Below are 23823 nucleotides of genomic sequence, written 5' to 3'. Positions count from 1 at the left end.
CGGGTTGCGACGGCTAGAATGCGCAACTTTTGATCAATCCGCCCCATGTTCGAAGCTCGCCTCCTGCGCCTGGACGATCAGGCCCACCATCACGCCCATGACCATCACCAGTTGGTGATGTCCCTTGCCGGCCGCGCCGAGTTCGAGGTGGATGGCCGTGGCGGCGAGGTTTGCCGGATGCGTGCGTGCCTGGTGCCGGGGGATGCCGGGCACGAATTTGCCGGTGTGGGCGAGAACCGCATGTTGATCCTCGACCTGGATCAGCAGGGCACCTCCGCCGAAGACCAGGAGCTGCTCGGCCGCCTGTTCGAGGCGCCGCGCTATCCCGAGCTGGACGCCGACTTCCAGAACCTCCTGAGCTACGCCGGCGCTGAACTCGCCCGCTATGGCAGCGACCCGATGCTGGCCCGTTCCCTCGGCGGCATCCTGCTGCGCGCCCTGTACCTGCGCCTGTTTGGCGAGGTGAGTCGACGGCCGGTGGGCAGCCTCGATGTCGAGCGCCTGGACGGCTACATCCAGGACAACCTGTCGCGCCGGATCAGCGTGGCGGAACTGGCCCAGGTAGCGTGCCTGAGCCCGAGCCACTTCCATGCCCAGTTCAAGGACAGCCTGGGCCTGACGCCCCACCAGTACCTGCTCAAGACCCGCCTCGATCACGCCGCGCGCCTGCTGCGGGAAAGCGATCAGCCGCTGGTGCGCATTGCCGAAGAATGCGGTTTCTCCAGCCAGAGCGCGCTGACCACTGCCATGCGCCGCTACCTGGGGCTTACCCCCAAGCGACTGCGCGGCAACGAATAAATCCCCTCGCCAGCCACTGCAGCGGGTCGCCAGGGTGGAGTTGCTGATTGGGTGCAACCGGTTCTTCCATGCTCGGGATGGTTGTACCTGTCGGGCGCAACCGCCCTTTATCGATTCACCTGCCTGATTTTGCTGAATGTGCCATTTCAGGCGCTTGGCGCCGGGTTGCACCTTTTGGCGGAAAGTTCCCTTAATCAGAGCTTTCTGCAAATAAATCAGAGAATCTGACAAGAAAGGCGGAGTGCCATATCTCTAAATTCCGCACTCGCCTTCCGGGGTCCAAATGGGAATCGTTCTTGCGAGCCCGGATGGATGTACTAGACCGAGCAATAGCGCTGTTTGCAGGTTTGCGGGAGTGTCTTGGATTCGTGCGATGGGCCAGGTCCACCGGGGCTGGTCCGTCGTCGCATTGGTGGGGCCGGATGCCCTGCGTCAATTGCCCGATCGGGATTGCATTGGCCCCATGGCCGAGGTGGTCGGGAAGAAAACCGGTGGTCGCCACGAGCGCCCGCCAAATAGCAACCAAGGGAGCGGATTACCCGCCGCCCCCGAATAAAAACAAACGAGCAGGGGAGACCCCCATGAGTATGAGCAACCCGATGCTGATCACCTTCGTGATCTATATCGCGGCCATGGTGCTGATCGGCTTCGCCGCCTATCGCTCCACCAATAACCTTTCCGACTACATCCTGGGTGGCCGCAGCCTCGGTAGCTTCGTTACCGCACTGTCCGCCGGCGCCTCCGACATGAGCGGCTGGCTGCTGATGGGCCTGCCGGGTGCCGTCTACCTCTCCGGTCTCTCCGAAAGCTGGATCGCCATTGGCCTGATCATCGGTGCCTACCTCAACTGGCTGCTGGTTGCCGGCCGTCTGCGCGTGCAGACCGAGCACAACGGCAACGCCCTGACCCTGCCGGACTACTTCACCAACCGCTTCGAAGACAACAGCCGCATCCTGCGCATCTTCTCCGCCGTGGTAATCCTGGTGTTCTTCACCATCTACTGCGCCTCCGGCGTTGTGGCTGGTGCCCGTCTGTTCGAGAGCACCTTCGGCATTTCCTACGAAACCGCCCTGTGGGCCGGCGCTGCCGCCACCATCTGCTACACCTTCGTCGGTGGCTTCCTGGCTGTGAGCTGGACTGACACTGTCCAGGCCAGCCTGATGATCTTCGCCCTGATCCTCACCCCGATCATCGTGATGATCGCCACTGGCGGCATGGACACCACCTTCATGGCTATCGAAATGAAGGACGCCGCCAACTTCGACATGCTCAAGGGTGCCAGCTTCGTTGGCGTGATCTCCCTGCTCGCCTGGGGCCTTGGCTACTTCGGCCAGCCGCACATCCTGGCGCGCTTCATGGCTGCCGACTCGGTCAAGTCCATCCCGAACGCTCGCCGCATCTCCATGGCCTGGATGATCTTCTGCCTGGCCGGCGCCGTAGCCGTGGGCTTCTTCGGTATCGCCTACTTCTCCGCCCATCCGGAGCAGGCTGGCGCCGTTACCGCTAACCACGAGCGCGTATTCATCGAGCTGGCCAAGATCCTCTTCAACCCGTGGATCGCCGGTGTGCTGCTGTCCGCCATCCTGGCGGCCGTGATGTCCACCCTGAGCTGCCAACTGCTGGTGTGCTCCAGCGCCCTGACCGAAGACTTCTACAAGGCCTTCTTCCGCAAGAACGCCAGCCAGGCCGAACTGGTCTGGGTCGGCCGCGCCATGGTGCTGCTGGTGGCCGTGATTTCCATCGTCATCGCCGCTGATCCGGACAGCAAGGTGCTGGGCCTGGTGTCCTACGCCTGGGCCGGCTTCGGTGCCGCCTTCGGCCCGGTGGTGATTCTGTCCCTGATCTGGAAAGGCATGACCCGTAACGGCGCTCTGGCCGGCATGATCCTCGGTGCCGTCACCGTCGTGCTCTGGAAGAACTTCTTCGGCTGGACCGGTCTGTACGAAATTATTCCGGGCTTCATTCTCTGCACCCTCGGCATCCTGATCTTCAGCCGCATCGGCAATGGCCCGTCGGCTGCGATGATCAAGCGCTTCGACGAAGCCGAGAAGGAATACCAGGACGCCCACGTCTGACACTGTGCGGCACGCGGCCGGTCGTCCGCGTGCCGTGCTCCGGGTTGATCCCGGGCTCTCACCAACGACCCGATAGTGCTTCGCCGGCCCATGTCCCTGGATATGGGCCGGTTTTTTTTGCCCTGTGGATAAGTGAATGCGTGCCTGTCCGGCACTACGCGATTTTCGGTGCTTCGACCATAGTCCGGGTTTGGTAAGACCATGGTCGAATGGCCGTGTAGAAGGGTGGGGGATACAAAAGACGTCATACAAAAACAACTACCCACCGAGGTAAGACCCAATGAGTGCTGCTTCTCTTTATCCGGTCCGCCCTGAAGTGGCCGCCCAGTCCCTCACCGACGAAGCGACCTACAAAGCCATGTACCAGCAGTCCGTGATCAACCCAGACGGATTCTGGCGCGAGCAGGCCAAGCGCCTGGACTGGATCAAGCCCTTCACCAAGGTGAAGCAGACCTCCTTCGACGATCACCACGTCGACATCAAGTGGTTCGCCGACGGCAGCCTCAACGTCTCCGCCAACTGCCTGGATCGCCATCTCGCCGAGCGCGGCGACCAGCCTGCGATCATCTGGGAAGGCGATGACCCGGCCGAGCACGAAGTCATCACCTACCGCGACCTCCACGAGCGCGTCTGCAAATTCGCCAACGCCCTGCGCGGCCAGGACGTGCACCGTGGTGACGTGGTGACCATCTACATGCCGATGATCCCGGAAGCCGTGGTCGCCATGCTGGCCTGTACCCGCATTGGCGCGATCCACTCCGTGGTATTCGGCGGTTTCTCTCCTGAAGCCCTGGCCGGTCGCATCATCGACTGCAAGTCCAAGGTGGTGATCACCTCCGACGAAGGTGTGCGCGGTGGCAAGAAGGTACCGCTCAAGGCCAACGTCGATGACGCCCTGACCAACCCTGAAACCTGCAGTGTGCAGAAGATCGTTGTGGTCAAGCGCACCGGTGCCGACATCAAGTGGAACCAGCATCGCGACGTCTGGTACGAGGACCTGATGAAGGTCGCTTCCAGCCACTGCATTCCGAAGGAAATGGGCGCCGAGGACCCGCTGTTCATCCTCTACACCTCCGGCTCCACCGGTAAGCCCAAGGGCGTGCTGCACACCACTGGCGGCTATCTGGTCTACGCCTCGCTGACCCATGAGCGCGTGTTCGATTACCGCCCGGGCGAAGTCTTCTGGTGCACCGCCGACATCGGCTGGGTGACCGGCCACACCTATCTGGTCTACGGCCCTCTGGCCAATGGCGCCACTACCCTGATGTTCGAAGGCGTGCCGAACTACCCGGATGTCACCCGCGTGGCGAAGATCGTCGACAAGCACAAGGTGAACATCCTCTACACCGCGCCGACCGCCATTCGCGCCATGATGGCCGAGGGCAAGGCTGCGGTCGAAGGTGCCGATGGTTCCAGCCTGCGCTTGCTGGGCTCGGTGGGTGAGCCGATCAACCCGGAAGCCTGGCACTGGTACTACGAGAACGTCGGCCAGGGTCGCTGCCCGATCGTCGACACCTGGTGGCAGACCGAGACCGGCGCCTGCCTGATGACTCCGCTGCCGGGCGCCCATGCGCTGAAACCGGGCTCCGCCGCGCGTCCTTTCTTTGGCGTGCAGCCGGCGCTGGTGGACAACCTGGGCAACCTCATCGACGGCCCGGCTGAAGGCAACCTGGTGATCATCGACTCCTGGCCGGGCCAGGCCCGTACCCTGTTCGGCGATCACGACCGCTTCGTCGACACCTACTTCAAGACCTTCAAAGGCATGTACTTCACCGGTGACGGCGCCCGTCGCGATGAAGACGGCTACTTCTGGATCACCGGTCGCGTGGATGATGTGCTGAACGTCTCCGGCCACCGCATGGGAACCGCCGAAATCGAGAGCGCCATGGTTGCCCACTCGAAGGTGGCCGAGGCCGCGGTAGTAGGCGTGCCGCACGACATCAAGGGGCAGGGCATCTACGTCTACGTCACCCTGAATGCTGGCGAGGAAGCCTCCGAGCAGCTGCGTCAGGAACTCAGAGCCTGGGTGCGCAAGGAGATCGGTCCGATCGCTACCCCGGATGTGATCCAGTGGGCTCCGGGCCTTCCGAAGACCCGCTCGGGCAAGATCATGCGCCGTATCCTGCGCAAGATCGCCGTCGCCGAATACGACGCCCTCGGCGACATCTCCACCCTGGCTGATCCCGGAGTGGTGCAACACCTCATCGATACTCATCGCACCATGCAGGCCGCCTGATCGGAGCCTGCGGCAAAACCCCGCCCCGGCCACAAGCCGCGGCGGGGTTTTGCATTTCTGTCTGTCTGAAATTCGCGAGGCGGTTTATCTGCTTTCGATGGCAAATACCGAATTCGTATCGGATTTCGGGAGGGGGAGGAGAGGGCAAGTAACAGTCGTGGTTACGGCGCGCGCCGAGCTGGTTCCATCGGGAACGAGTCGCGCTCATTCAAGGTGTTTTTTGTGCGCCGAAGAACAAGAGGAAATTCGCCAGGCCGCGAAATAAAAGGCTTAAGGAATTTGTGGTCCGATAATTGCTTTGTTCATAGGTTCTGTGCTTGATCTTCCCGGCACTTTTCTCAGTGCCTGTCAATGCTGTTTCTCCCTCTCTCCTGCGCTTCTGTAATTTGTTGTCGCATTGAAGAAATATCGACTTAAGGGGTGTGGCTAGAATGCCGCACACCCAGTCGGAGCCTTTTGCACACGGCCTTCAGCCAGCAAAGACGACGACTCTTTCTACAATTTCGTGGACCGTCTGGGCGAACTCTCACGCTGCCAACAGAAGCCATATCCCTTTGAAGGAGTCATAACATGAAGAAGATTGCACTTCTCGGCGCCATGGCGCTGTCCCTGTTGTCGCCGCTGGCTGCTATCGCTGACGACGCCAAGCCTCTGCGCATTGGTATCGAAGCCGCTTACCCGCCCTTCGCCTTCAAGACCCCGGACGGCAAGATCACCGGCTTCGACTACGACATCGGCAACGCCCTGTGCGAAGAGATGAAGGTCAAGTGCCAGTGGATCGAGCAGGAGTTCGACGGCCTGATCCCGGCCCTGAAAGTACGCAAGTTCGACGCCGTACTCTCGTCCATGACCATTACCGAAGAGCGCAAGAAGTCCGTGGACTTCACCGGCAAGTACTACCAGACCCCGGTCAAGCTGGCGATGAAGGCCGGCACCGTGATCAACGACCCGCTGGCGGACCTGAAGGGCAAGAAAGTCGGCGTGCAGCGCGCTTCCGTCTACGACCGCTACGCAACCGACGTCTTCGCACCCGCTGGTGTCGAAGTGGTGCGCTACAGCTCGCAGAACGAAATCTTCCTGGACATGACCGCCGGCCGCCTGGATGCCACCCTGGCCGACGCCGTGAACATCGACGACGGCTTCCTCAAGACCGACGCCGGCAAGGGCTTCGCCCTGGTTGGTCCGGACTACACCGAGCAGAAGTACTTCGGTGAAGGCGCCGGTATCGCCGTGCGCAAGGGCGACAAGGCTCTGGCCGACAAAATTACTGCCGCCATTGCCGCCATCCGTGCCAATGGCAAGTACAAGGAAGTACAGGACAAGTACTTCACCTTCGACGTCTACGGCGAGTAATCGCTTTTCCCTGAAAGTGGCACAAACTTCAGATTGCGGTTTGTGCCACTTTTTCGTTGTGGCGGTGCCGCCCGGTGCAACCCGGCGCGCTGCATGAGGATCTGATCATGCTCAACGGCTACGGCTCGACCATTCTCGATGGTGCCTGGCTCACCCTGCTGCTGGCCCTGTCTTCCATATCCCTGGCGGCGGTGCTCGGCCTGGTGGGTGCGGCCTTCCGGCTTTCGCCGATCAAGTGGCTGGCCCTGATGGGCGAGACCTATGCCACCGTGATCCGTGGTATCCCCGACCTGGTGCTGATCCTGCTGATCTTCTACGGCGGCCAGCAATTGGTGAACGTCGTGGCGCCCATGGTCGGCTATGAGGACTACATCGACCTCGACCCGTTCTGGTCCGGCGTCTTCACCCTCGGCTTCATCTTCGGCGCGTATCTGTCCGAGACCTTCCGTGGCGCCTTCATGGCGATCCCGAAAGGGCAGGGCGAGGCGGGCCTGGCCTATGGCATGAGCGGGACCAAGGTGTTCTTCCGTATCCTGGTGCCGCAGATGATCCGCCTGGCGATTCCCGGTTTCACCAACAACTGGCTGGTGATGACCAAGGCCACTGCGCTGATCTCGGTGGTCGGCCTGCAGGACATGATGTTCAAGGCCAAGAGTGCAGCGGACGCGACCCGTGAACCCTTCACCTTCTATCTCGCGGTTGCCGCGCTCTACCTGGTGCTGACCAGCATTTCCCTGCTGGCCCTGCGCTTCATGGAGCGGCGCTACTCCGTAGGCATCAAGGCGGCTGAACTATGATCTTCGACTACAACGTGATCTGGGAGAGCTTGCCGCTCTACTTCGGTGGCGTGCTGGTTACCCTCAAGCTCCTGGCGATTTCCCTCGCCCTTGGTCTGGCCTCGGCCGTGCCGCTGGCGCTGATGCGAGTGTCGAAGCAGCCGTGGGTGAACTTGCCCGCCTGGCTTTACACCTACGTGATCCGCGGCACTCCGATGCTGGTGCAGCTGTTCCTCATCTACTACGGCCTGGCCCAGTTCGAGTGGGTGCGCGAGAGTGCGTTCTGGCCCTACCTGTCCAACGCGACCTTCTGCGCCTGCCTGGCCTTTGCCATCAACACCAGCGCCTATACCGCAGAAATCCTCGCCGGCAGCATCAAGGCCACGCCCCACGGCGAAATCGAGGCGGCCAAGGCCATGGGCATGTCCCGCGCCAAGCTCTACCGCCGCATCCTGCTGCCGTCGGCCCTGCGTCGCGCGCTGCCGCAGTACAGCAACGAAGTCATCATGATGCTGCACACCACCAGCCTGGCGTCCATCGTCACCCTGATCGACATCACCGGCGCCGCGCGTACCGTGAACTCGCAGTACTACCTGCCGTTCGAGGCCTTCATCACCGCCGGCCTGTTCTACCTCTGCCTGACCTTCATCCTGGTGCGCCTGTTCAAGGCCGCCGAGCGCCGCTACCTGGCCTACCTGGCCCCGCGCAAGGCCTGACTTTCCACGAATCGCACAGAGAGCCCTCACCATGTACAAACTGGAAGTCCAAGACCTGCACAAGCGCTACGGCAGCCACGAAGTGCTCAAGGGCGTGTCCCTGGCGGCCAAGGCCGGTGACGTCATCAGCATCATCGGCTCGAGCGGCTCGGGCAAAAGTACCTTCCTGCGCTGCATCAACATGCTGGAGCAGCCCCACGGCGGCAAGATCCTCCTCAATGGCGAAGAGCTGAAGCTCGTGGCCAACCGCGACGGCGGCCTCAAGGCGTCCGATCCGAAGCAGCTGCAACGCATGCGTTCGCGGCTGGCGATGGTGTTCCAGCACTTCAACCTGTGGTCGCACATGAGCGCCCTGGAGAACGTGATCGAAGCGCCGGTGCATGTGCTCGGCGTGCCGAAGAAGGAAGCCATCGAGAAGGCCGAGCACTACCTGGCCAAAGTGGGCGTGGCCCATCGCAAGGATGCCTATCCGGCACACATGTCCGGTGGCGAGCAGCAGCGCGTGGCCATCGCCCGTGCCCTGGCCATGGAGCCGGAGGTAATGCTGTTCGACGAGCCCACTTCGGCACTGGACCCGGAGCTGGTGGGCGAAGTGCTCAAGGTGATGAAGGACCTGGCCGTGGAAGGCCGCACCATGGTGGTGGTGACCCACGAGATGGGCTTCGCCCGCGAGGTGTCCAACCAACTGGTGTTCCTGCACAAGGGCCTGGTAGAAGAGCGCGGTTGCCCGAAGGAAGTGCTGGCCAACCCGCAATCCGATCGCCTCAAGCAGTTCCTCTCCGGCAGCCTGAAGTGATCCACGACGCGGCGGCCCCAGGGCCGCCGCACCGCATTCGAAACCCTGTTTCGCCTTGTCCCTTTCCTTTAGCCGGGGTCTGCTAAGCTGCCTGCCATGACTGCCCATCGAATCGCTTTTCTCCTCTGGCCCGGTACCAAGGCGCTGACCCTGGCGCTGGCCGAGGAAGCCCTGCGTGTCGCCCAGCGACTGCATCCGGAAGTGGTTTACGAGATCTCCTTCCTGCAGGCCGAACCGGCCGCCGAGGGTGCCTGGCGCCTGCCGGGCGAGGCCTGGACCGGCAAGCTGGATGGCCTGCAGCGTCTGTTCCTGGTGGCCGACGAGCCGCCGGCGCAGATATCCCCGGCACTTTCCGCTGCGATCAAGCATTCGGTGCGTGCCGGTTGCGTGGTCGGCGGCCTTTCCGCTGGTGTTTATCCCCTGGCGCACCTTGGCCTGCTGGATGGCTATCGCGCGGCGGTGCACTGGCGCTGGCAGGACGATTTCGCCGAGCGTTTCCCCAAGGTGATCGCCACCAGCCATCTGTTCGACTGGGATCGCGACCGCCTCACTGCTTGCGGCGGCTTGGCGGTGCTCGATCTGCTGCTGGCCGTGCTGGCCCGCGACCATGGCGCCGAGTTGGCAGGTGCGGTCTCTGAAGAGCTCGTCGTGGAACGCATCCGTGAAGGCGGCGAGCGCCAGCGCATTCCGCTGCAGAACCGTCTGGGCTCCAGCCACCCGAAGCTGACCCAGGCCGTACTGTTGATGGAAGCCAATATCGAAGAGCCGCTGACCACCGACGAGATTGCCCAGCACGTCTGCGTGTCCCGTCGCCAGCTGGAGCGCATCTTCAAGCAGTACCTCAATCGCGTGCCCAGCCAGTACTACCTGGAGCTGCGCCTGAACAAGGCACGGCAGATGCTGATGCAGACCAGCAAATCGATCATCCAGATCGGCCTGTCCTGCGGCTTCTCCTCCGGCCCGCACTTCTCCAGCGCCTACCGCAATTTCTTCGGCGTCACCCCGCGCGAAGACCGCAACCAGCGTCGCGGCACCAGCCCCTTCGAAACCCCGCAGCCGGCACCGACCCCAGTGGCGGAGCGGAGCTGACCCTTCTCTTTTCACTCCTGCTTTTCTTGTGGGGGCGAATTCATTCGCCAAGGGCAGCGTAGCTGCCCCGTAGGTTGGTGCTGAGGAACGAAGCCCAACGCTTGGTGTGGACCCGTTGTTGGGCTTCGCTGCGCTCTGCGCCAACCTACAAGTGTTCCTTGCCGGACCACCCATTGCTTGCCAGCCGATACCCACCAGTCACCCCGTGGAGAAATTTTCCCGGCGGGTGCATAGCAGCGGCGATCAGCGTTTAAACTGCGCCTTCCCGACGCTTTCTGTCGCATTTCCATAAGCGCCGGTTTTCGCGGGGTTGGCGCTGTAAGAAGTTGTCGCATGGCGGCAATGCCAACCCCGAATCAGTCCCTACAATCCTTTCATCACTAGCCGTTCATGGCAGGAGAAACTGATGTCCGTTGAGCATGCGCAGGTCGAGCGCGCCGATTTCGACAAGGTGATGGTTCCCAACTACGCCCCCGCCGCTTTCATTCCGGTGCGTGGCCAGGGTTCCCGAGTCTGGGACCAGTCCGGTCGCGAGCTGATCGATTTTGCCGGCGGTATCGCAGTGAACTCCCTGGGCCATGCGCACCCCGCGCTGGTCAATGCGCTGACCGAACAAGCCAACAAGATCTGGCATGTATCCAACGTCTTCACCAACGAGCCGGCCCTGCGCCTGGCCAAGAAGCTGGTAGACGCTACTTTTGCCGAGCGCGTATTCCTCGCCAACTCCGGTGCCGAGGCCAACGAAGCGGCTTTCAAACTGGCCCGTCGTTATGCCCATGACGTCTATGGCCCGCAGAAGCACGAAATCATCTCCGCCACCAACAGCTTCCACGGTCGTACCCTGTTCACCGTGACCGTTGGCGGCCAGCCGAAGTACTCCGACGGCTTCGGTCCGAAGATGGAAGGCATCAGCCATGTGCCCTTCAACGACCTGGACGCCCTGAAGGCTGCCATCTCCGGCAAGACCTGCGCCGTTGTCCTGGAGCCCGTGCAGGGCGAAGGCGGCGTGCTGCCGGCGGACAAGGCCTATCTGGAAGGTGCCCGCAAGCTGTGCGACGAACACAACGCACTGCTGATCTTCGACGAAGTGCAGAGCGGCATGGGCCGTAGCGGCCACCTGTTCGCCTACGAGCACTACGGCGTGACCCCGGACATCCTCTCCAGCGCCAAGAGCCTGGGCGGTGGTTTCCCCATCGGCGCCATGCTGACCACCACCGAAATCGCCAAGCACCTGTCGGTTGGCACCCACGGCACCACCTACGGCGGCAACCCGCTGGCGTGCGCCGTAGCCGAGGCTGTGCTGGATGTGATCAACACCCCGGAAGTGCTGCGCGGCATCAATGCCAAGCATGACCGCTTCAAGGCCCGCCTCGACGCCATCGGTGCCAAGTACGGCATCTTCACCGAAGTTCGCGGCCTGGGCCTGCTGATCGGCGCCGTCCTCTCCGATGCCTGGAAGGGCAAGGCGAAAGACGTGCTGAACGCCGCCGAGAAGGAAGCCGTGATGGTTCTGCAGGCCAGCCCGGACGTGGTGCGCTTCGCGCCCAGCCTGGTGATCCCGGATGCGGACATCGACGAAGGCCTCGACCGCTTCGAGCGCGCCGTCGCCAAGCTGACTCAGGCGTAAGCCTCTGCTGGACGCAGCGCAGGGAAGCGCTGCGCTGCGATCCCAGGGACGGAACAGATTCATGTATGAGTGCGGGCCATCGGGGCCCGGCTTTTCTCCGGATGGAATCACTGGTTCGTTCGGAGTTTTCAACAAGAAAAAGGAGTGACCCCCATGTTGGTGATGCGCCCCGCGCAAATGGCCGATCTCGCTGAAGTCCAGCGTCTGGCCGCGGATAGCCCCGTGGGTGTCACCTCGTTGCCGGATGACGCCGAGGTGCTGGGCGAGAAGATCGCCGCGTCCGAGGCATCTTTCTCCGCCGAGGTGAGCTTCAACGGCGAAGAGAGCTATTTCTTCGTCCTTGAGGACACGGCGACCGGCCGCCTGGCGGGCTGCTCGGCGATCGTCGCCTCTGCCGGCTTCTCCGAACCCTTCTACAGCTTCCGCAACGAGACCTTCGTGCATGCCTCGCGGGAGCTGAAGATCCACAACAAGATCCACGTCCTCTCGCTCTGCCACGACCTGACCGGCAACAGCCTGCTGACCAGCTTCTATGTCCAGCGCGACCTGGTGAACACCCCCATCGCCGAGCTCAACTCCCGTAGCCGCCTGCTGTTCATGGCCAGCCATCCGGAGCGCTTCGCCGATGCCGTAGTGGTGGAGATAGTCGGATACAGCGACGAGCACGGCGAGTCGCCGTTCTGGGATGCCGTGGGGCGCAACTTCTTCGACCTCAACTACACCGAGGCCGAGCGCCTGTCCGGCCTGAAGAGCCGCACCTTCCTCGCCGAACTGATGCCGCATTACCCGATCTACGTGCCGCTGCTGCCGGATGAAGCCCAGGAATCCATGGGGCAGGTGCACCCGCGTGCGCAGATCACCTTCGACATCCTGATGCGCGAAGGCTTCGAGACCGACAACTACATCGACATTTTCGATGGTGGCCCGACCCTCCATGCCCGCACCTCGAGCATCCGCTCCATCGCGCAGAGCCGCATGGTGCCGGTGAAGCTGGGCGAGCAGGGCAAGGGTGGCCGCCAGTACCTGGTGTGCAACGGTCAGTTGCAGGATTTCCGGGCCATCGTCGCCGAACTCGACTGGGTGCCCGGCAAGCCAGTGGTGCTTGGCGAAGAAGCCGCCGAGGCCCTGGGTGTCGGTGAAGGCGCCAGCGTCCGTCTGATCGCCGTTTGAGTCTTTGACCCTCCTCCCGCCGGGAGGAGGTGGCCCCTGATGGGGCCGGATGAGGGCACAGCCCTCTCCCTGGCTGCCTTCCCGGACGGAAGGGAGCGAAATTTCTGGAGGCACTATGATCGTTCGTCCCGTACGCAGCGCCGATTTACCGGCCCTGATCGACCTGGCGCGCAGCACCGGCGCGGGCCTGACCACGCTGCCGGCCAATGAGGCGCGCCTGTCGCATCGCGTCGGCTGGGCGGAGAAGGCATTCCGTGGCGAAGCCGAGCGGGCCGATGCGGATTACCTCTTCGTGCTTGAGGACGACGATGGCACCGTCATCGGCATTTCCGCTGTGGCCGGCGCCGTGGGCCTGCGTGAGCCCTGGTACAACTACCGGGTTGGCCTGACCGTCAGTGCCTCCCAGGAGCTGCACATCCACCGCCAGATTCCCACCCTGTTCCTGGCCAACGACCTGACCGGCAATTCCGAGCTCTGCTCGCTGTTCCTGCATGCCGGCCATCGTACCGGCCTGAAAGGTCGTCTGCTGTCCAAGGCGCGCTTCCTGTTCATCGCCGAGTTCCCGGAGCTGTTCGGTGACAAGGTGATCGCCGAGATGCGTGGCATGTCCGATGGCAATGGCGTTTCCCCGTTCTGGGAAAGCCTCGGCCGGCATTTCTTCAAGATGGAATTCTCCCGCGCCGACTACCTTACCGGCGTCGGCAACAAGGCATTCATCGCCGAACTGATGCCCAAGTTCCCGCTCTACACCTGCTTCCTCTCCGAAGCCGCGCGCAACGTCATCGGTCGCGTGCACAACGACACCGAGCCGGCGCTGGCCATGCTCAAAGGGGAAGGATTCAGCTACCAGGGCTACGTCGACATCTTCGACGCCGGCCCGGCCATCGAATGCGAAACGTCGAAGATCCGCGCTGTGCGCGACAGCCAGAACCTGGTCCTGGCCGTCGGTACTCCGGGTGACGACGCCACGCCTTTCCTGATTCACAACCGCAAGCGCGAAGACTGCCGCATCACCGCCGCTCCGGCCCGCCTGGCGGCCGGCACCCTGGTGGTGGATGCGCTGACCGCCAAGCGCCTGAAACTCTCCGCCGGCGCTTCGGTTCGCGCCGTACCGCTGTCGGCCAAGGAGTCCGTATAAATGAGCACCCATTTCATCGCTGGTAACTGGCAGGCAGGGCAGGGCGAGGCCTTCGATTCGCTGAACCCGGTAACCCAGGCAGCCGTCTGGTCTGGTCGTGGCGCCAATGCCACCCAGGTGGACGAAGCTGTGAAGGCCGCCCGCGCAGCTTTCCCGGCCTGGGCCCGTCGCCCGCTGGAAGAGCGCATCGCCATCCTCGAACAGTTCGCTGTGACCCTGCGCAACCATGCCGACGAGTTGGCTCGCAGCATCGGCGAAGAAACCGGCAAGCCCCTGTGGGAGTCGGCCACCGAAGTGACCAGCATGGTCAACAAGGTCGCCATCTCCATCCAGAGCTACCGTGAGCGCACCGGCGAGAAGAGCGGCCCCCTGGCCGATGCCACGGCGATTCTGCGCCACAAGCCCCACGGCGTGGTGGCGGTATTCGGTCCCTACAACTTCCCCGGCCATCTGCCGAACGGCCATATCGTCCCGGCTCTGCTGGCGGGTAATGCGGTGATCTTCAAGCCCAGTGAGCTGACCCCGAAGGTTGCCGAGCTGACGGTGAAATGCTGGGTCGAGGCCGGCCTGCCCGCAGGTGTACTGAACCTGGTGCAGGGCGCCCGTGAAACCGGCGTGGCCCTGGCCGGCAATCCGGGTATAGACGGACTGTTCTTCACCGGCTCCAGCCGCACCGGCAACCTGCTGCACCAGCAGTTCGCCGGTCGTCCGGACAAGATCCTCGCCCTGGAAATGGGCGGCAACAACCCGCTGGTGGTAGACCAGGTCCAGGACGTGGATGCCGCTGTCTACACCATCATCCAGTCGGCCTTCATTTCCGCCGGCCAGCGCTGCACCTGCGCCCGCCGCCTGCTGGTGCCCGAAGGTGCCTGGGGCGACGCCCTGCTGGCGCGCCTGGTGAGTGTCGCCAGCTCCATCAAGGTTGGTGCCTTCGACGCCCAGCCCGCGCCCTTCATGGGCTCGGTGATCTCCCTGGACGCGGCGCGTCACCTGCTCAAGGCCCAGGAGCACCTGATCGCCGGCGGTGCGGTGGCGCTGCTGGCCATGTCCCAGCCGCTGGAAAATGCCGCGCTGCTGACCCCGGGCATCCTCGACGTGACTGCCGTGGCGGATCGTCCGGATGAAGAATTCTTCGGCCCACTGCTGCAGGTGATCCGCTACCGCGATTTCGACGCCGCCATCGCCGAAGCCAATGCCACCCAGTACGGCCTGGCCGCCGGCCTGCTGTCGGACTCCGCCGAGCGCTACCAGCAGTTCCTCATCGAGAGCCGCGCCGGCATCGTCAACTGGAACAAGCAGCTGACCGGTGCCGCCAGCAGTGCGCCCTTCGGTGGTGTCGGCGCCTCCGGCAACCATCGTGCCAGCGCGTACTACGCCGCTGATTACTGCGCCTATCCGGTGGCCTCGCTGGAAAGCGAAACCCTTGCCCTGCCTGCAACCCTTACTCCAGGAGTCAGCCTGTGAACGCCTATGAAGTGAACTTCGACGGACTGGTCGGCCCGACCCACAACTACGGCGGCCTGTCCTACGGTAACGTCGCCTCGCAGAGCAACAGCCAGGCGGCCTCCAACCCGAAGGAAGCTGCACTGCAGGGCCTGGGCAAGATGAAGGCGCTGATGGAAATGGGCTTCAAGCAGGGCGTGTTCGCTCCGCAGGAGCGCCAGGACGTCGCAGCCCTGCGCAGCCTGGGTTTCTCCGGTACCGATGCGGAAGTCATCGCCAAGGCTGCCAAGGAAGCCATGCCGCTGCTGGCCGCCTGCAGCTCGGCTTCCAGCATGTGGACAGCCAACTCCTGCACCGTCAGCCCCAGCGCCGACACTGCGGACGGCCGTGTGCACTTCACCGCCGCCAACCTGAATTGCAAGTTCCATCGCTCCATCGAGCACCCGACCACCAGTCGCGTGCTGGGCGCCATGTTCGCCAACGACAAGTTCTTCGCTCACCACGCAGCCCTGCCGGCGGTCGGCCAGTTCGGCGACGAAGGTGCCGCCAACCACACCCGTTTCTGCAACGGTTACGGTGAAGCCGGTGTCGAATTCTTCGTCTTTGGCCGCAGTGCCTTCGACAGCCGTTTCCCGTCTCCGCAGCGTTACCCGGCGCGGCAGACTCTGGAAGCCTGCCATGCGGTCGCTCGCCTGCATGGGCTGAGCGCGGAGGGCGTGGTCTACGCTCAACAGAACCCGGCAGTGATCGATCAGGGCGTGTTCCACAACGACGTGATCTCGGTGGGTAACGGCGAAGTGCTGTTCTACCACGAGGATGCTTTCCTCGAGACCGACAAGGTTCTGGCCGAGCTGGACGGCAAGCTGGGCAAACGTGGTGGCCGCTTCCAGGCGGTTCGCGTGCCGCGCAGCGCGGTGGCTGTGGAGGACGCGGTGCGCTCCTACCTGTTCAACAGCCAGCTGCTCAGCCGTGCCGATGGCAGCATGCTGCTGATCGTGCCGGAAGAGTGCCGTGCCAACGCCAACGTCTGGAACTACCTGAGCGAGCTGACCTCGGGCCAGGGTCCGATCCGCGAAGTGAAGGTCTTCGACCTCAAGCAGAGCATGCAGAACGGCGGTGGTCCGGCCTGCCTGCGACTGCGCGTGGCGCTGAAGGAAAATGAGCTGGCGGCGGTGAACCAGGGGGTGATGATGACCCCGGAACTCCACGCCACCCTGACCACCTGGGTCGAGAAGCACTACCGTGACCGCCTCAGCGAGTCCGACCTGGCCGACCCGCAATTGCTGGTGGAGTGCCGGACGGCATTGGATGAACTGACGCAGATCCTTAAACTGGGCGCTGTTTATCCCTTCCAGCTCAACTGAGAACCCTGAAATGTCCGACGCCCTGCAACTCATCCTCGAAGATACCGACGGCACCCAGCTCGAAACCTCCTGCACCCGGTTTGCCGTCGTCTGGCAGGGCAAGGAAGTCTGGATCCAGCAGGCTGGCAACGGCCAACTGCTGATCGGTGTGGACGTCGAGGAAGACGACACCGAGTACGCCAACCTGCTGCTGCGTCCGCTGGCCACCAACCTGGTCAGCCTGGAGCTGGAAATGGAACCGGCCGACGCCGCTGGCGACGACGATGACCATGTACATGGTCCCGACTGCGATCACGATTGAGGTAACAGGATGCTAGCCCTCGGAAAACTGCTCGAACTGACCCTCGCCGGCCGCGAGCCGACCGAGAAGATCCAGCTGACATCCGGGGGCGTGCGCCTGCACTGGCTGGGCGAGGGGGCGCTGGACGTCACCCCGCCGGCCGCCGAAGACAACGGGCTCGACCTGCTGCTTTCGGCCGGGGTGCACGGCAACGAAACCGCTCCGATCGAACTGCTGGACCGCCTGGTCCAGGCCATCGCCCGGGGACATCTCAAGCCGCGCGCCCGCATTCTCTTCCTGCTGGGCAATCCCGAAGCCATTCGTCGCGGGGAGCGTTTCGTCGAGCAGGACGTCAATCGCCTGTTCAATGGTCGCCACGCCGAATCCAGCGGTTTCGAAGCCATGCGCGCTGGAGAGCTGGAGCGCTACGCCGCTGCCTTCTTCAGCAAGCCCGATCGTGCCCGCCTGCATTACGACCTGCACACCGCCATCCGTGGCTCGAAGATCGAACAGTTCGCCCTCTATCCCTATGTGGAGGGGCGTGAGCATTCGCGCCAGGAACTGGCTCGTCTGCGGGACGCCGGCATCGATGCCGTGCTGCTGCAGAACAAGACCGGTATCACCTTCAGCTCCTACACCTACGCCAGTCTGGATGCAGAGGCCTTTACCCTGGAGCTGGGCAAGGCACGGCCTTTCGGCAGCAACCAGGAGGTCAATCTCGACCGCCTCGAAACGCGGCTGAAGTCGCTGATCGAAGGGAGTGAGCCGAAGACCGACGGCGACAGCCTGGACGGGCTGCAACTGTTCTCGGTATCGCGCGAGATCATTAAGCACAGCGAATCCTTCCAACTGCACCTGGCGCCAGATATCGAGAACTTCAGCGAATTGCCCGTGGGCTATCTGCTGGCCGAAGACATCGCTGGCACCCGCTGGGTCGTGGAAGAGCAGGGCGCCCGCATCATCTTCCCCAATCCGAGGGTGAAGAACGGCCTGCGGGCCGGGATTCTCATCGTTCCCGCCGACGTCTGACGATTCTTCCCTTTCTGTACCTGTACCCATATGGCGCCGGGCTTTAGGATCGGGCTCTTCGCCCATCCAAGGAGCCCGGAATGAGCCTGATCGACCTGCGCAGCGACACCGTCACCCAACCCACCGCCGGCATGCGCGAAGCCATGCAGCGCGCCGAGCTTGGCGACGATGTCTATGGCGAAGACCCCACCGTGAACCGCCTGGAAGCGAGCCTGGCCGAGCGACTGGGCTTCGAGGCTGCGCTGTTCGTGCCGACCGGCACCATGAGCAACCTGCTGGGGCTGATGGCCCATTGCGAACGCGGCGACGAATACATCGTCGGCCAGCAGGCCCACACCTATAAATACGAGGGTGGTGGTGCCGCCGTACTGGGCTCCATCCAGCCCCAGCCCATCGAGGGCGAGGCCGACGGCAGCCTGGATCTCGGTAAGGTCGAGGCCGCCATCAAGCAGGATGACTTCCACTTCGCCCGCACCCGTCTTCTGGCCCTGGAAAACACCATGCAGGGCAAGGTCCTGCCGCTGGAGTACCTGGCTGCGGCGCGTGAGCTGACTCGCCGTCGTGGTTTGGCTCTGCACCTGGACGGCGCCCGGCTGTACAACGCGGTGGTGAAGCAGGGCGTGGATGCCCGCGAGATCACCCAGCACTTCGACTCGGTTTCCGTGTGCCTGTCCAAGGGGCTCGGCGCGCCGGTGGGTTCGGTGCTCTGTGGTAGTACAGGGCTCATCGGCAAGGCGCGGCGTCTGCGCAAGATGGTCGGCGGCGGCATGCGCCAGGCCGGATTGTTGGCAGCGGCCGGGCTTTATGCGCTGGATCACCAGGTCGAGCGCCTGGCGGACGATCACGCCAATGCCGAGCGCCTGGGTGCTGGGCTGCGGGAGCTGGGCTATGACATCGAGCCGGTGCAGACCAACATGGTCTACGTGCAGATCGGCGATCAGGCTCGTGCCCTGGGCGAGTTCCTCGCTGGTCAGGGTATCCGCGTCAGCCCGGCCGCGCGCCTGCGCCTGGTGACCCACCTGGACGTGCAGGCCGCCGATATCACCCGCGTAATCGAGGCTTTCGCGGCATTCCGACGCGCCTGAATCGACGGCGTGCATAAATAGCCGCCTTCTATCGCACAAAGAGACTATCCCGCTGGCGCAGGGCCGATATAATGCGGCCCTTTGCCGGTGATTCGTATGCCTGTCGCCAGACGGCTGCGAGTTTCGCGCGCAATGTTGGAAATAGGCGGGAACTGCCGGAATTTTCTTGAAAACCTGCTGCTTTTTCGTCGATTTCCACTTGCCGTCCTTCGCCGATAACGATTTGCACCGCCGTCGTGGCCGCAGTTTCCGTGGAAGAACCTATGAAAAGCGCAGAAATCCGTGAAGCCTTCCTGAGCTTCTTCGAAGAGAAGGGGCATACCCGTGTCGCTTCCAGCTCCCTGATTCCGGGCAACGACCCGACCCTGCTGTTCACCAACGCGGGGATGAACCAGTTCAAGGACTGCTTCCTTGGCCTGGAAAAGCGCGCCTACACCCGTGCCACCACCAGCCAGAAATGCGTGCGTGCCGGTGGCAAGCACAACGACCTGGAAAACGTCGGCTACACCGCGCGCCACCACACCTTCTTCGAAATGCTGGGCAACTTCAGCTTCGGCGACTACTTCAAGCGCGACGCCATTCACTACGCCTGGGAATTCCTCACCGGCGACAACTGGCTGAAGCTGCCGAAAGAGAAACTCTGGGTAACCGTCTACGCCAGCGACGACGAGGCCTACGACATCTGGACTAAGGAAGTCGGCATTCCCCACGAGCGCATGGTGCGCATCGGCGACAACAAGGGTGCGCCGTACGCTTCCGACAACTTCTGGGCCATGGGCGATACCGGCCCTTGCGGTCCCTGCACCGAAATCTTCTTCGACCACGGTCCTGAAATCTGGGGCGGCCCGCCCGGCTCGCCGGAAGAGGACGGCGACCGCTACATCGAAATCTGGAACAACGTGTTCATGCAGTTCAACCGCACGGCTGACGGCGTGATGCACCCGCTGCCGGCGCCCAGCGTGGACACCGGTATGGGTCTGGAGCGCATCAGCGCCGTGCTGCAGCACGTGCACTCGAACTACGAGATCGACCTGTTCCAGAGCCTGCTCAAGGCGTCCGCCGAAGCCATCGGCTGCGCCAATGACGACGCCCCGTCGCTGAAAGTGGTGGCTGACCACATCCGTTCCTGCAGCTTCCTCATCGCCGATGGCGTGCTGCCGTCCAACGAAGGCCGTGGCTACGTGCTGCGCCGCATCATCCGTCGCGCTTGCCGCCACGGTAACAAGCTGGGCGCCACAGGCAGCTTCTTCCACAAGATCGTCGCAGCCCTCGTGGGCGAAATGGGCGAAGCCTTCCCCGAGCTCAAGCAGCAGCAAGCGCACATCGAGCGCGTGCTGAAGACCGAGGAAGAGCAGTTCGCCAAGACCCTGGAGCAGGGCCTGCGCATCCTCGAGCAGGATCTGGCCGGCCTGTCCGGCACCGTGATCCCGGGTGATGTGGTGTTCAAGCTCTATGACACCTACGGCTTCCCCATGGACCTGACTGGCGACATCGCCCGTGAGCGCGGCCTGACCCTCGACGAGGAAGGCTTCGAGCGCGAGATGGAGAAGCAGCGCGAAATGTCCCGCGCCTCCAGCGCCTTCGGCATGGATTACAACGCCCTGGTCAAGGTCGACGCCGATACCGATTTCACCGGCTACGTCTGCACCCACGGCGATGCCAATGTCGTCGCCCTGTTCAAGGACGGCCAGGCCGTCGAGCAACTCGCCGAAGGCGAGGAGGGCGTGCTGGTCCTGGATCGCACTCCGTTCTACGCCGAGTCCGGTGGCCAGGTGGGCGACTGCGGCTTCATCGCCGCCAGCGGCCTGCGTTTCGACGTGCGTGACACCACCAAGGCGGGTGGCGCCTTCCTCCACCACGGCGTGGTCGATCACGGCGTCCTTCGCGTTGGCAGCGCTGTCACCGCTCAGGTGGATGCCACCGTTCGTCAGGCAACCGCCCTCAATCACTCCGCCACCCACCTGCTGCACGCCGCCCTGCGCCGCGTGCTGGGCGACCACGTCCAGCAGAAGGGCTCTCTGGTGGACAGCCAGCGCCTGCGCTTCGACTTCAGCCACTTCGAGGCCATCAAGCCTGAACAGCTGAAGGCCCTGGAAGACATCGTCAACGCCGAAATCCGCAAGAACAGCGAAGTCGAGACCGAAGAGACCGACATCGACACCGCCAAGGCGAAAGGCGCCATGGCCCTGTTCGGCGAGAAGTACGGCGACCAGGTGCGCGTTCTGACCATGGGCGGCGATTTCTCTGTCGAACTCTGCGGTGGTACCCACGTATCCCGCACCGGCGACATCGGCCTGTTCAAGATCACCAGCGAAGGCGGTGTCGCGGCTGGCGTGCGTCGTATCGAAGCCGTGAGCGGGGCTGCTGCCCTGGCCTACCTGAACGGCGCCGAAGAACAACTCAAGGAAGCCGCGGGCCTGGTCAAGGGCAGCCGCGACAACCTGCTGGACAAACTGTCCGCGCTGCTGGAGCGCAACCGCCAGCTGGAGAAAGAGCTGGAGCAGCTCAAGGCCAAGGCGGCCAGTGCTGCCGGCGACGACCTGGCTTCTTCCGCCATCGATATCAAAGGCGTGAAGGTGCTGGCGGCGCGACTGGACGGACTGGACGGCGACGCGCTGCTGGCGCTGGTCGACCAATTGAAGAACAAGCTCGGCCGCGCGGTGATCCTGCTCGGCAGTGCGCTGGAGGGCAAGGTGACACTGGTCGCCGGCGTCACCCAGGACCTGACCGGCCAACTCAAAGCCGGCGATCTGATGAAGCAGGCCGCGGCAGCGGTTGGCGGCAAGGGCGGTGGTCGCCCTGACATGGCACGCGGCGGCGGTACCGACGCTGCGGCCCTGGAGCAGGCTCTGGCCCTGGCCGCACCGTTCGTCGAACAGGGCCTCTGAGGCCCGCCGCCAGCGGTCCGCCCCACGCCCGGCGGACCTTGGCAGTGTTCTGCGTTGATTGTTTAATGGGCGCCCTTCACGGGATTAGGCGGCTTTTGAAATGGCTTTGATCGTACAGAAGTTTGGGGGGACCTCGGTCGGCACTGTCGAGCGCATCGAGCAGGTGGCCGAGAAGGTGAAGAAGTTCCGCGAAGGCGGTGATGACATCGTGGTCGTGGTTTCCGCCATGAGCGGCGAAACCAACCGCCTGATCGATCTGGCCAAGCAGATCAGCGAGCAGCCGGTACCGCGCGAACTGGACGTGATGGTCTCCACCGGTGAACAGGTGACCATCGCCCTGCTGGCCATGGCGCTGATCAAGCGCGGCGTGCCGGCGGTTTCCTATACCGGTAACCAGGTGCGCATCCTCACCGACAGCGCCCACAACAAGGCGCGCATCCTGCAGATCGACGACCAGAAGATCCGTGCCGACCTCAAGGCCGGCCGCGTGGTCGTGGTCGCCGGCTTCCAGGGCGTGGATGAGCACGGCAACATCACTACCCTCGGTCGTGGCGGTTCCGACACCACCGGCGTAGCCCTGGCAGCGGCCCTGAAGGCCGACGAGTGCCAGATCTACACCGATGTAGATGGCGTCTACACCACCGATCCGCGCGTGGTGCCCCAGGCCCAGCGCCTGGACAAGATCACCTTCGAAGAGATGCTGGAAATGGCCAGCCTCGGCTCCAAGGTGCTGCAGATTCGCTCGGTGGAGTTCGCCGGCAAATACAACGTCCCGCTGCGCGTGCTGCACAGCTTCCAGGAGGGTCCGGGCACCCTCATTACCCTTGATGAAGAGGAATCCATGGAACAGCCGATCATCTCCGGCATCGCCTTCAACCGCGACGAAGCCAAGCTGACCATCCGTGGCGTGCCGGACATCCCCGGCGTGGCATTCAAGATTCTGGGCCCGATCAGTGCCGCCAACATCGAAGTGGACATGATCGTGCAGAACGTCGCGCACGATAACACCACCGATTTCACCTTCACCGTGCACCGCAATGACTACCAGAACGCTCAGCGCGTACTGGAGCAGACCGCTAGCGAACTCGGCGCCCGTGAAGTGATCGGCGACACCAAGATCGCCAAGGTCTCCATCGTCGGCGTTGGCATGCGTTCCCACGCGGGTGTAGCCAGCCGCATGTTCGAAGCCCTGGCCAAGGAAACCATCAACATCCAGATGATCTCCACTTCGGAAATCAAGGTTTCCGTGGTGATCGAAGAGAAATATCTGGAGCTGGCGGTCCGTGCGCTGCACACCGCGTTCGAGCTGGACGCCCCGTCTCGACAGGGCGAGTAAGGCAAATTCCAAAAGGCGCGGCTCATCCCGCGCCTTTTGTCGTTTTTGGCCGCTACGGTGGAACTTTCCTTTTGCCGGGGCTGGTCAATACTTGGGTGTAAGCTCCAGCGGTAATTCTGTGCCGGGGCCGTAACCATTTCTTTTTTGCAGACTGTTGTCCCGAAACGAATCCGTAAGGAGAAAGGAATGCTGATTCTGACTCGCCGGGTCGGAGAGACCCTGATGGTGGGTGACGATGTCACTGTGACCGTGCTTGGCGTGAAAGGTAATCAGGTGCGCATTGGTGTCAATGCTCCCAAGGAGGTTGCCGTGCATCGCGAAGAAATCTACCAGCGCATACAGAAAGAGAAAGACCAGGAACCAAGCCACTAATTTTTCTGCATTTTTTGCTTTGCAAACGGGGAAAACATGGATATCATGCGCCCCGTGTTGCGGAGAGGTGGCCGAGTGGCCGAAGGCGCTCCCCTGCTAAGGGAGTACACCTCAAAAGGGTGTCGGGGGTTCGAATCCCCCCTTCTCCGCCATATTTCGTGTTGTAGGGTGGTCAGCGGTAGATCGATAAGTTATTGAAACTTCTCGAAAAAACAGTTGACCAAGGCTGAAAGTTCCCTATAATGCGCGCCC

General features: G+C 63.0%; 19 protein-coding genes and 1 tRNA gene. All 20 read left to right on the top strand.

Annotation, left to right across the window (positions count from 1 at the left end; all coding sequences use genetic code 11):
- Positions 1 to 45 precede the first annotated feature (45 nt).
- The 20 genes from E8F06_RS27975 to E8F06_RS27880 all read left to right on the top strand — a co-directional run bounded on the left by E8F06_RS27975 (position 46) and on the right by E8F06_RS27880 (position 23723).
- A complete protein-coding gene (locus E8F06_RS27975; protein WP_280372413.1) occupies positions 46 to 798 on the top strand; it encodes an AraC family transcriptional regulator in 753 nt (250 codons plus the stop codon).
- Between the two features lie 581 nt (positions 799 to 1379).
- A complete protein-coding gene (putP, locus tag E8F06_RS27970; protein WP_280372412.1) occupies positions 1380 to 2873 on the top strand; it encodes a sodium/proline symporter PutP in 1494 nt (497 codons plus the stop codon).
- A 280-nt stretch (positions 2874 to 3153) separates the two neighbouring features.
- Complete coding sequence (acs, locus tag E8F06_RS27965; RefSeq protein ID WP_280372411.1) at positions 3154 to 5109, top strand: acetate--CoA ligase; 1956 nt, start codon at positions 3154 to 3156, stop codon at positions 5107 to 5109.
- Between the two features lie 570 nt (positions 5110 to 5679).
- Positions 5680 to 6462: an ABC transporter substrate-binding protein gene (locus E8F06_RS27960; RefSeq protein WP_271471466.1), complete on the top strand. Its 783-nt coding sequence runs from the start codon at positions 5680 to 5682 to the stop codon at positions 6460 to 6462.
- A 107-nt stretch (positions 6463 to 6569) separates the two neighbouring features.
- Positions 6570 to 7259, top strand: coding sequence for an ABC transporter permease (locus tag E8F06_RS27955; RefSeq protein ID WP_280372410.1), 690 nt, complete (start codon positions 6570 to 6572; stop codon positions 7257 to 7259).
- On the top strand, positions 7256 to 7954 hold the full coding sequence (locus E8F06_RS27950) for an ABC transporter permease (protein WP_280372409.1): 699 nt from the start codon (positions 7256 to 7258) through the stop codon (positions 7952 to 7954). The genes E8F06_RS27955 and E8F06_RS27950 overlap by 4 nt, the downstream gene beginning before the upstream one ends.
- A 31-nt stretch (positions 7955 to 7985) precedes the next feature.
- Entirely contained in the window at positions 7986 to 8750 is a 765-nt protein-coding gene (gene aotP, locus E8F06_RS27945) for an arginine/ornithine transport ATP-binding protein AotP (protein ID WP_151135914.1), read from the top strand.
- 96 nt (positions 8751 to 8846) lie between these two features.
- Positions 8847 to 9839, top strand: coding sequence for a transcriptional regulator ArgR (gene argR / locus E8F06_RS27940; RefSeq protein WP_280372408.1), 993 nt, complete (start codon positions 8847 to 8849; stop codon positions 9837 to 9839).
- Positions 9840 to 10245: 406 nt separating this feature from the next.
- Positions 10246 to 11466, top strand: coding sequence for an aspartate aminotransferase family protein (locus E8F06_RS27935; protein ID WP_280372407.1), 1221 nt, complete (start codon positions 10246 to 10248; stop codon positions 11464 to 11466).
- 153 nt (positions 11467 to 11619) lie between these two features.
- Positions 11620 to 12636, top strand: coding sequence for an arginine/ornithine succinyltransferase subunit alpha (aruF, locus tag E8F06_RS27930; RefSeq protein WP_280372406.1), 1017 nt, complete (start codon positions 11620 to 11622; stop codon positions 12634 to 12636).
- 115 nt (positions 12637 to 12751) lie between these two features.
- Positions 12752 to 13774 carry an arginine N-succinyltransferase gene (astA, locus tag E8F06_RS27925; protein WP_280372405.1) on the top strand — a complete coding sequence of 341 codons (1023 nt, stop codon included), beginning with the start codon at positions 12752 to 12754 and terminating at the stop codon, positions 13772 to 13774.
- Complete coding sequence (gene astD, locus E8F06_RS27920) at positions 13775 to 15238, top strand: succinylglutamate-semialdehyde dehydrogenase (protein ID WP_280372404.1); 1464 nt, start codon at positions 13775 to 13777, stop codon at positions 15236 to 15238.
- Entirely contained in the window at positions 15235 to 16581 is a 1347-nt protein-coding gene (astB, locus tag E8F06_RS27915; protein WP_280372403.1) for an N-succinylarginine dihydrolase, read from the top strand. The genes astD and astB overlap by 4 nt, the downstream gene beginning before the upstream one ends.
- 10 nt (positions 16582 to 16591) lie before the next feature.
- Positions 16592 to 16882 carry a topoisomerase II gene (locus E8F06_RS27910; protein ID WP_280372402.1) on the top strand — a complete coding sequence of 97 codons (291 nt, stop codon included), beginning with the start codon at positions 16592 to 16594 and terminating at the stop codon, positions 16880 to 16882.
- A gap of 9 nt (positions 16883 to 16891) precedes the next feature.
- Entirely contained in the window at positions 16892 to 17890 is a 999-nt protein-coding gene (gene astE / locus E8F06_RS27905; protein ID WP_280372401.1) for a succinylglutamate desuccinylase, read from the top strand.
- 80 nt (positions 17891 to 17970) lie between these two features.
- The gene (ltaE, locus tag E8F06_RS27900) at positions 17971 to 18975 is read left to right on the top strand and encodes a low-specificity L-threonine aldolase (RefSeq protein WP_280372400.1); all 1005 of its coding nucleotides are present in this window, start codon (positions 17971 to 17973) and stop codon (positions 18973 to 18975) included.
- Positions 18976 to 19238: 263 nt separating this feature from the next.
- Positions 19239 to 21863 (top strand): alanine--tRNA ligase, encoded by a 2625-nt coding sequence (gene alaS / locus E8F06_RS27895; protein WP_280372399.1) that lies wholly within the window; start codon positions 19239 to 19241, stop codon positions 21861 to 21863.
- 100 nt (positions 21864 to 21963) lie between these two features.
- Positions 21964 to 23199, top strand: coding sequence for an aspartate kinase (locus E8F06_RS27890; RefSeq protein WP_151135892.1), 1236 nt, complete (start codon positions 21964 to 21966; stop codon positions 23197 to 23199).
- 186 nt (positions 23200 to 23385) lie between these two features.
- Positions 23386 to 23571: a carbon storage regulator CsrA gene (gene csrA, locus E8F06_RS27885; protein ID WP_003283978.1), complete on the top strand. Its 186-nt coding sequence runs from the start codon at positions 23386 to 23388 to the stop codon at positions 23569 to 23571.
- 61 nt (positions 23572 to 23632) lie between these two features.
- Positions 23633 to 23723 (top strand) — tRNA-Ser (locus E8F06_RS27880).
- Positions 23724 to 23823 lie beyond the last annotated feature (100 nt).

Source organism: Pseudomonas sp. BN411, assembly GCF_029871235.1.
In the GTDB taxonomy this organism is placed as follows: Bacteria; Pseudomonadota; Gammaproteobacteria; order Pseudomonadales; family Pseudomonadaceae; genus Metapseudomonas.
The sequence above is the reverse complement of the archived record's forward strand: the minus strand, read 5'-3'. Positions and strand labels throughout refer to the sequence as shown.

Coding starts and splice junctions, on each gene's coding strand:
- E8F06_RS27910 (WP_280372402.1), top strand. CDS start 16,592: ATGTCCGACGCCCTGCAACTCATCCTCGAAGATACCGACGGCACCCAG.
- alaS (WP_280372399.1), top strand. CDS start 19,239: ATGAAAAGCGCAGAAATCCGTGAAGCCTTCCTGAGCTTCTTCGAAGAG.
- E8F06_RS27890 (WP_151135892.1), top strand. CDS start 21,964: ATGGCTTTGATCGTACAGAAGTTTGGGGGGACCTCGGTCGGCACTGTC.
- argR (WP_280372408.1), top strand. CDS start 8,847: ATGACTGCCCATCGAATCGCTTTTCTCCTCTGGCCCGGTACCAAGGCG.
- acs (WP_280372411.1), top strand. CDS start 3,154: ATGAGTGCTGCTTCTCTTTATCCGGTCCGCCCTGAAGTGGCCGCCCAG.
- E8F06_RS27950 (WP_280372409.1), top strand. CDS start 7,256: ATGATCTTCGACTACAACGTGATCTGGGAGAGCTTGCCGCTCTACTTC.
- E8F06_RS27975 (WP_280372413.1), top strand. CDS start 46: ATGTTCGAAGCTCGCCTCCTGCGCCTGGACGATCAGGCCCACCATCAC.
- E8F06_RS27955 (WP_280372410.1), top strand. CDS start 6,570: ATGCTCAACGGCTACGGCTCGACCATTCTCGATGGTGCCTGGCTCACC.
- astD (WP_280372404.1), top strand. CDS start 13,775: ATGAGCACCCATTTCATCGCTGGTAACTGGCAGGCAGGGCAGGGCGAG.
- aruF (WP_280372406.1), top strand. CDS start 11,620: ATGTTGGTGATGCGCCCCGCGCAAATGGCCGATCTCGCTGAAGTCCAG.
- E8F06_RS27935 (WP_280372407.1), top strand. CDS start 10,246: ATGTCCGTTGAGCATGCGCAGGTCGAGCGCGCCGATTTCGACAAGGTG.
- aotP (WP_151135914.1), top strand. CDS start 7,986: ATGTACAAACTGGAAGTCCAAGACCTGCACAAGCGCTACGGCAGCCAC.
- astA (WP_280372405.1), top strand. CDS start 12,752: ATGATCGTTCGTCCCGTACGCAGCGCCGATTTACCGGCCCTGATCGAC.
- putP (WP_280372412.1), top strand. CDS start 1,380: ATGAGTATGAGCAACCCGATGCTGATCACCTTCGTGATCTATATCGCG.
- E8F06_RS27960 (WP_271471466.1), top strand. CDS start 5,680: ATGAAGAAGATTGCACTTCTCGGCGCCATGGCGCTGTCCCTGTTGTCG.
- astE (WP_280372401.1), top strand. CDS start 16,892: ATGCTAGCCCTCGGAAAACTGCTCGAACTGACCCTCGCCGGCCGCGAG.
- csrA (WP_003283978.1), top strand. CDS start 23,386: ATGCTGATTCTGACTCGCCGGGTCGGAGAGACCCTGATGGTGGGTGAC.
- ltaE (WP_280372400.1), top strand. CDS start 17,971: ATGAGCCTGATCGACCTGCGCAGCGACACCGTCACCCAACCCACCGCC.